The sequence below is a fragment of the Leptolyngbya cf. ectocarpi LEGE 11479 genome, assembly GCF_015207065.1.
GTDB lineage: Bacteria > Cyanobacteriota > Cyanobacteriia > Phormidesmidales > Phormidesmidaceae > Leptothoe > Leptothoe ectocarpi.
The window spans coordinates 1-6843 of the sequence record NZ_JADEXP010000345.1; the positions used below are offsets into that span (position 1 = coordinate 1).

At 53.8% G+C, this 6843-nt stretch carries 10 protein-coding genes; 3 read left to right on the plus strand and 7 right to left on the minus strand.

What is annotated here, in order from left to right:
* From IQ260_RS25130 to IQ260_RS25160, 7 genes are all read right to left on the minus strand, one after another.
* Window positions 1-152, minus strand: a 152-nt coding sequence (locus IQ260_RS25130) for an ExbD/TolR family protein (protein ID WP_193995822.1), incomplete at its 3' end; no start/stop codon positions are given.
* A 6-nt stretch (window positions 153-158) separates the two neighbouring features.
* Window positions 159-587 carry an ExbD/TolR family protein gene (locus IQ260_RS25135; RefSeq protein ID WP_193995823.1) on the minus strand — a complete coding sequence of 143 codons (429 nt, stop codon included), beginning with the start codon at window positions 585-587 and terminating at the stop codon, window positions 159-161.
* Between the two features lie 186 nt (window positions 588-773).
* The gene (locus IQ260_RS25140) at window positions 774-1469 is read right to left on the minus strand and encodes a MotA/TolQ/ExbB proton channel family protein (RefSeq protein WP_193995824.1); all 696 of its coding nucleotides are present in this window, start codon (window positions 1467-1469) and stop codon (window positions 774-776) included.
* Window positions 1470-1498: 29 nt separating this feature from the next.
* Complete coding sequence (locus IQ260_RS25145) at window positions 1499-2152, minus strand: DUF4333 domain-containing protein (RefSeq protein ID WP_193995825.1); 654 nt, start codon at window positions 2150-2152, stop codon at window positions 1499-1501.
* A 109-nt stretch (window positions 2153-2261) separates the two neighbouring features.
* Complete coding sequence (locus tag IQ260_RS25150) at window positions 2262-2756, minus strand: MogA/MoaB family molybdenum cofactor biosynthesis protein (protein WP_193995826.1); 495 nt, start codon at window positions 2754-2756, stop codon at window positions 2262-2264.
* Window positions 2757-2890: 134 nt separating this feature from the next.
* Window positions 2891-3226, minus strand: coding sequence for a photosystem II reaction center protein Psb28 (gene psb28, locus IQ260_RS25155; RefSeq protein ID WP_193995827.1), 336 nt, complete (start codon window positions 3224-3226; stop codon window positions 2891-2893).
* A 150-nt stretch (window positions 3227-3376) separates the two neighbouring features.
* A complete protein-coding gene (locus IQ260_RS25160) occupies window positions 3377-5545 on the minus strand; it encodes an S-layer homology domain-containing protein (protein WP_193995828.1) in 2169 nt (722 codons plus the stop codon).
* Window positions 5546-5713: 168 nt separating this feature from the next.
* On the opposite strand from IQ260_RS25160, the gene IQ260_RS25165 reads away from it, so the two are divergent.
* The 3 genes from IQ260_RS25165 to IQ260_RS25175 form a co-directional block, all read left to right on the plus strand.
* On the plus strand, window positions 5714-6013 hold the full coding sequence (locus IQ260_RS25165; RefSeq protein WP_193995829.1) for a hypothetical protein: 300 nt from the start codon (window positions 5714-5716) through the stop codon (window positions 6011-6013).
* Between the two features lie 40 nt (window positions 6014-6053).
* Window positions 6054-6398: a YtxH domain-containing protein gene (locus tag IQ260_RS25170; RefSeq protein ID WP_193995830.1), complete on the plus strand. Its 345-nt coding sequence runs from the start codon at window positions 6054-6056 to the stop codon at window positions 6396-6398.
* Window positions 6391-6843 (plus strand): DUF948 domain-containing protein (locus tag IQ260_RS25175; RefSeq protein ID WP_193995831.1); only part of this gene is annotated, 453 nt, incomplete at its 3' end. The genes IQ260_RS25170 and IQ260_RS25175, both read left to right, overlap by 8 nt.

The following is a 6843-nucleotide window of genomic DNA, read 5'->3' on the forward strand; positions in this document are numbered from 1 at the left end:
GCCTGGGGTAAACTCACGCCAAAAATCTGCACGCCGCTCAGCTCCATGGAAATGATGACAAAAAACGTGAGCACCGTCATCAACACATCCATCATCGGCACCAGATTTACCTCCGGTATACCCGAACGTTGATGTCGAGATTTTAAGCCCATGGCTCGTTACTCCTCGTCATCCTCTAACGCCAAAGAGACCCGGTCCCCACCCACCGCTCGCATCTCTCCTAGAAACTGCATCACATTCTCATAGGGCAGCGTCTGATCAGGCACCAGGTAAACAGTCTTATCAGGGTTTTCTTCTAGATAGCCTGCGATCTCTAGAGTCAGCGCCTCTCCCTCTAGGGGTTGTCCATTTAGTAACGTTTGCTGGTCAGCATCCATTTCCACAATAAAAATGTCCTCAATGGAGGGCAGCTGGTCTGGGGGAATATCCTCGGTCTGTTCTGGCGGTAGCTCTACCTCAATCAGCTGCTCGCTGCCTAGGGAAACGGCAACTACGACAAAAAATGCCAGCACCCCCATCATGACGGTGAGCATCGGTACTAGATCAATATGGGGAATTTTGCTCTCTGTGCGTTTACCTAGGGGCATAAATCAAAGGAAAGTTGGGGAGTGCTACTTGCTTAGGATAAAGAAATCAACAAAGTCCAGCTCAGTAATAGTAGTAGAGGGCTGAGCGGAGTCGAAGCCCGGCTCACATAGAGTTTATTTAATCTCTGCCCCTTAGGGGGTTGACTTCGACTCCGCTCAGTCAACAGGTTGTGTGAAACGGTTGCTTTACTGATAGGCGGCTGAAACCGACGGTTCTTCGGCGGCATGACCGTTTTCTGACGCGAGTAAAGCGGGCTCATACCAGGATTGCCGATAGATTAGCTCTAACTCATTGCCGGCGTCTGAAAAGTAGTCGGCCTGCTGACTCTGGAGCGTCACCAGTATCCGTAGTACCAGCAGCGCTAAAATGGCGACCACCATACCTGCCGCCGTGGTAATCAGTGCTTCACCAATACCGGCTGCTGCTTGGCTGGCTCCTTCGCCGCCGCCGCTGCCGCCGATATCAAGGCTGTAAAAGGTGGCGATTAGACCGGTAACGGTGCCTAAAAGACCCAGCAATGGAGAAATCGCTACGATAGTCTCCAGTAGCTTTTCACCCTTACGCATTTTGACAAATTCACGATCTGCGGCTGTTTCCATAGCCAGACGAAAGGTTTCGGGAGAGGCATTGCGCAATCGCAACGGGGCAAAGAGAAATCGGCCAATGGGGGTGTCGCTATGCTGATTTGCGATCGCAGCTGCCTCATTCAAATCTCGCGGTGCCGCCGCCAACACATCGCTGACGATTTTGCCCTCACGGCGCAACAGGTCAGACCAAAAGCGGGTACGCTCCAGGGCACAGGAAATTGTCAGCACCGAGGCGCCCACAATGGGCACCATCACCGGACCGCCCTTAGCTAAAAAGTCAAATACAGTTGCCATAGCTTATATCCAAGAGTACGTTTGCACCACTAATCCTCATCCTCATCCTCTTCTGCAGCAGCTGGCGTCGAATTAGCTGCCGCAGTCGCTACATCCGGTTTCTCATCAGTGGCTTCAGCGGATGCAGCGGCTCCGCTGGCAGCGGCTTGGGGTGCGGCAGGCACAGCGCCAATCAGCACTTCTTGCCATTCCAGATTGCTCTGGCCATTGACCTTAACGAGCACTGACTCAACTCGACCGGCGGCTACAATCCCAGCCCCGACAACATCGCACTCAAATGAATCGCCTCGCTGATTGACGCGATAGGTATCACGACAGTCAACGGCCAAGCTTTTGCCAACGGCGTCTCTTATCTCTGCCTGGATTTTTTCCTCAAGGGAGGCCAAATTAATCAGCACCTTAGAACTGGGCACATCCCAATCCAACGTGCCTTGGTCATCTTGCTGCGTAACATTGATGGTGAACTGCCCCCCATCCGGTAGCTCTCCCACACAGCGAAAGTAAGCCTCAGCCTGTTTCACCACACGATTTGGGCAGATCACATCCTTAAGGGTGAGCCGCCGCCCCTGGCGCTCAATGTCATCCTGGATGTCAGCCTCTATTCGAGACATGTTTAGATATTGCGAGCAGCTGCTGAGGAAAATCAGACCCACCAGCGCCCCCAATCGAACCATGGCGACCATGCGGCGATTACGAAAACGTTAATCAAGATTTACTATAACGGCGCCCCCTAGGTACCAGGTAAAGGACCGGTTAAGGGAACCTAGGGTTATGGAACGACACCACCCAAGGCTAGCCCTTCATCTGCCGCACCAGGTGTTGCAATTCGGGCAAAATGAGCGCTTCCATCGCTAAGGCCGCGGCATTACTCGACCCTGGCAACAGGAAAAGCAATGTGGATTTATACACCCCGGCGGTAGCCCTAGAAGCCATTGCCCTAGCGCCAATTTCAGCATAGCTAAGCTGACGAAAAATTTCGCCAAAGCCGGGGATTTCTTTGTCTAATAGCGTTGCGATCGCATCATAGGTAGTGTCCCTCGGCGCAATGCCGGTGCCGCCATTACAGATAATGACATCCACCGTTGAGACTAGCCGCTGCACTAAGCCAGAAATTTGATCGGGCTCATCCTTAACCAAGCGATAAGCCTCCAACCGATGTCCCGCCGCTCGTAGCTTCGATTTAATCAGCTGGCCGCTCTTATCGGTATCAACGGTGCGGGTATCGCTCACCGTAATCACACCGCAGACAACCGAAAGAAAATCGCTATCGGGATGGGGAATCGCCATGAATTAAAAACGATGGGGTCAATGTTGAGTTTTGAGAGCTAAGTCAATTGAACTTAGGTGTTTTCTCAAACAGGACACACCCGTTGAAGGCGCTCCTTAGCCCCTCAAAACTCAACAAACCCAAAACTCTCTGACTAACTACTTTTGGTAAAGTCCAGGCCGTTTTGCTCAGCATAGCGCTGCATAAAGCGCATAAACCGGTCCCACTCATCAACGCTTTTGAGGAGTATCCTGGCTTCTAAGGCAGCCGGTGCACCATTGATGAACTTGGCATTGACTTCGCGGCTGACCATTTCACCTTCCTCATCTACTAAGTAGAGGCCGGTTACCTCAAACCCTTCTTCCATTAGGGCTTTGGGTTCATCAAAATAGAATGTCGCAGTGCCGTCTGAACCATCCTTAGCACGGGTAAGCCGCACGTCTGGAATAATTTCCTCAGCTACACCCCGAGCGAATTGGATTTCTGCCATTGCACTGTCCTCAAAAATTAGTAACTACCAGACTTTTGTTACAAAGCGTTACGCACCATCATCCCATCATATGAGTGTTGTTTAAAACACTCTTGAGTTTTTTTTATGGCACGAACAAATTATTAGGCTTTTACTTCTATGACTCCGTGTTTATGACTCCGATATTACAACCCGATATGGTGACACCACAGGCGGCATCCGTTTCCGCAACACCAGACCCTGGTAAACCATCGCAGCAACTTCCCCACAGGTGGCGACCTGATTGGGGGCTAGCGTATCTAAAGTGGGATAGTTGAAAACCAGACCTAGCTTTGTGGCGGTTGCGATCGCACCCATAGCATAGCGCGGCACCTGATCTTGATCTTGATAGCGTGTGAGCACCCCAGCCGTGCCCTTTACCCTCAGCTGCAGACCACTGACCAAGGCCAGCAGCACCTGAATTTTGAGAATGGGTTGCTCCGGGGCAAAGGTGTAATCGGGAAACCCCGATAGAAACTTGGCTCGATAGGCTCTGTGAATTGCGTTAGCCGCCCAGTGAGAGGAGGGCACATCGCGAAAGGCCACGGGATAACGCTGGGACTCAGGGTCAAAAGCGGCAATTACCAGACTGGCAAACTGGGCGCGAGTCATGGGGACATCAGGCTGCTGCACCCTGGAAGCTGCCAGTAGATTTTGAGCCATTAGGGGCTGCCAAAAGTCATCGGTCCAAGCGTGAACGACGGTCGCCTTGGCCGCACTCACAGTGCCGCTAGACCGGGTGCTAGAACTGGGTCGAACAATAAACGGGGAAACCAAGGGCTGCATTCGGCCCAAATTAACCAAACACTGATAGACCAACGCTGTGGTTTCAGACCGCGTGATCGGCTGCATGGGTCGCAGCTGGGCAATATCTGGATAGTTGACCACAATGCCACGACGGGTGGCGATGGCCACTTCCTCCACGGCATAGGGAGGCACCTGGGCGCGATCGTCATACACGCCTAGCTCTGAGGCCTGCCCTTCTCCCAGTCGCAACCCGTTGATCAACGCCACTAATGCCTGCCCTCGGGTCATGGGGTCATTGGGTCGAAACGTACCGTCTGGAAACCCAGCGATAAACCCCTGGGCCTGGGCCTGATAGATCACTGGGCGTGCCCAAAACCCCGACGGCACATCCCGAAACGGTTTGAACCGACGACTGTTGCCGCCAGTGGCCGGAAAAGTAGCCATGACCAGGGCTGCAAACTGAGCCCTGGTCACCAGCACATCGGGCCGAAATGAGCCATCAAAAAACCCCTTGATTAGATCAGCCTCAGCCATGGCATCAATAAATGGGGCAGCCCAGTGTCCCACCACATCACCAAAACGGCTGTTGAGATTAAGCGGCGGCGGTGTGGGTGTTTTGGGTTGGGCAGGGGCAGGCTCGGGCTTGACTCTCCCCAATAGCAGGGCCGGTACCGCTACCGGATCCGGCAATTCACTGGCCACATAGCGAATGGAGCCAGTGACTCGGTTGGGGTTGATCTGATTGCCTGCGGAGACAATGGAATGGCGACTGTCATTGCGCACATCCCACTGACCATTCTCTTGAAACTGATTGCTACCCAGGTCCTGACTTTGCCCCAGATCGGGCTGCGCTGTCTCTTGGACCCAAAGCCCCGATGTCTGGTTACGACGCACTCGGTTTTGGCGCAATACGGGGCGAGTAGCACGGGATAGGACAATACCTGCCCTGTTTTCGATCACGTCATTGTCAATGATCAAGGGGGCAGCTTGGTCGCTGATGGCAATGCCATAGCTAGTCCGCACAAATCGGTTTTGCCGTACCTCCCCCTTGGAACGACGGGCCATAAATAAACCGCTGGCCTGATTACCAGAGAATTCATTGTCTAGGAGCACCGGCAAGGCATCTCCGGTGACAAACACACCGTCGCGGCCACAGCTGGTAAACCGACACTGGGTCAGCAGTGCGGCCCCTTGGTCCAGCCAAATACCAATTCCCTGGGATTGGGGATTGGTGATCGTCACATTGCGTAACTGGGCGCGATCTTTTAGCTGCAGCGTCACCGACTGCTGCCCCACATCGGTCGTCGCCAGCAAACCACCCCCACGAATGGTAACGGTGCCCCCCAGACCCACCACCGTTACCCCCGAGGGCACAGTCAGGGGAAAAGACTCACCACTGCCATAGATGCCAGCTTCTAGCTGCACCGTCGTCCCCGCCGTCGCTTGCCCTAGGGCCTGGGTTAAGGTTTTGAAGGGTGCTTGGCGAGTTCCTGTACCTTGAACCCGCCCCCTGGCACTATTGACATATAAAACAGAGGCAGTAGCTTGCACCATGGCAACTGGACGATAGATCGACCCACTTAGGGTAAAGGCAAACGCAAACCGGTTGACCTCCCATTGATAATTCTGAGTGAAAAATTTATCTTCGGTATCATCACGGGTACTGTCATCACGGGTTTAGTCATACTTTAGCCATCTCTAGCCACGCTGAAGAACACCACTATGCTTATCGGTATTGTCATAGCTAATGTTGCGATCGCACTGCTCTGTTTCGCCCTCACCTGGCGAATGGCTCAGGTGGGTCGCCAGGTCACCCAGCTCAACCGTGATCTCAATCGCTGGACAGTACTATTGGAACAAACCTTAGCACAGCAAACCCTTACCCTAACTGAGCAACGCACCCATCTGTACCAGTGGCAGCTACTCCATTTGCGATGGCAGCTACAGCAGCGGCGGCTAGTGCAAGTCGCCAATTTTCTAAGGCTGGTCTGGCTGATAATGGGCAAACGGCGGTTGCTATAACATCCTTGCACTTTCATCCAATTTCATCATTGGTATTCCCATGGCTCAAAACGAATCTGATAACTTCATTGGCGGCCTGGTCACAGGCACAGCCATTGGCGCTGTCATCGGTCTCCTGATGGCCCCGCGCAGTGGCAAACAGACCCGCAAAGTCATCAAAAAGTCAGCGGACGCCGTTCCCGATCTGATCGAAGACCTCTCCACCAGCTTGCAATTCCACGCGGACAAGCTCTCCCACACCACGCTACAAAACTGGGACAGTACCTTAGAGCGGCTTAAGGATGCCTTAATTGCTGGCCAGGCCGCCAGTCGCGCAGAATTTACCCAGACTGCCCCACAAAAGACTGCCCCACAAAAGACTGCGCCCCACAACAAGCGTGACTAATCCCGTCATCTGGCTAGGCCTATCTATCCTCTTGCTGGCCATCGGTCTAGCAGCCTTGGTCTGTGTTTCCCTACCGGCACTCATCGGCCTGGCCCGTGCCGCTCGCAGTGCCGAAAAGCTCTTTGACACCCTCGATCGAGAACTGCCCCGCACCCTAGAAGCCATGCGCAATACCGGGGCTGATCTCAGTGGACTGGCCGACGACATGACCGATAGCGTCCATAGCGCTCGCAACATTGCCAAACAGGTGGACCACAGTCTGCATGATGTGCGCCAGCAAGCCCACCAGGCAAAACGGACTACTCGTAGTGTGGCCGTTGGCTTCAGAGCCGCTTGGCGGGTGCTAACTAAATCGACTAAATCACGTCCTAGGCGCCGCTCGCCCGTTAAACCACCAGCAACAAAACCTAGTCCCGCCCCACCGCCTACCCCTCAAGGCACACCC

Bases quoted from the DNA above. Each gene is read 5' to 3' on its own strand.
- IQ260_RS25135 (WP_193995823.1), bottom strand. From the start codon at position 587: ATGCCCCTAGGTAAACGCACAGAGAGCAAAATTCCCCATATTGATCTA.
- IQ260_RS25140 (WP_193995824.1), bottom strand. From the start codon at position 1,469: ATGGCAACTGTATTTGACTTTTTAGCTAAGGGCGGTCCGGTGATGGTG.
- IQ260_RS25145 (WP_193995825.1), bottom strand. From the start codon at position 2,152: ATGGTCGCCATGGTTCGATTGGGGGCGCTGGTGGGTCTGATTTTCCTC.
- IQ260_RS25150 (WP_193995826.1), bottom strand. From the start codon at position 2,756: ATGGCGATTCCCCATCCCGATAGCGATTTTCTTTCGGTTGTCTGCGGT.
- psb28 (WP_193995827.1), bottom strand. From the start codon at position 3,226: ATGGCAGAAATCCAATTCGCTCGGGGTGTAGCTGAGGAAATTATTCCA.
- IQ260_RS25160 (WP_193995828.1), bottom strand. From the start codon at position 5,545: ATGGTGCAAGCTACTGCCTCTGTTTTATATGTCAATAGTGCCAGGGGG.
- IQ260_RS25165 (WP_193995829.1), top strand. From the start codon at position 5,714: ATGCTTATCGGTATTGTCATAGCTAATGTTGCGATCGCACTGCTCTGT.
- IQ260_RS25170 (WP_193995830.1), top strand. From the start codon at position 6,054: ATGGCTCAAAACGAATCTGATAACTTCATTGGCGGCCTGGTCACAGGC.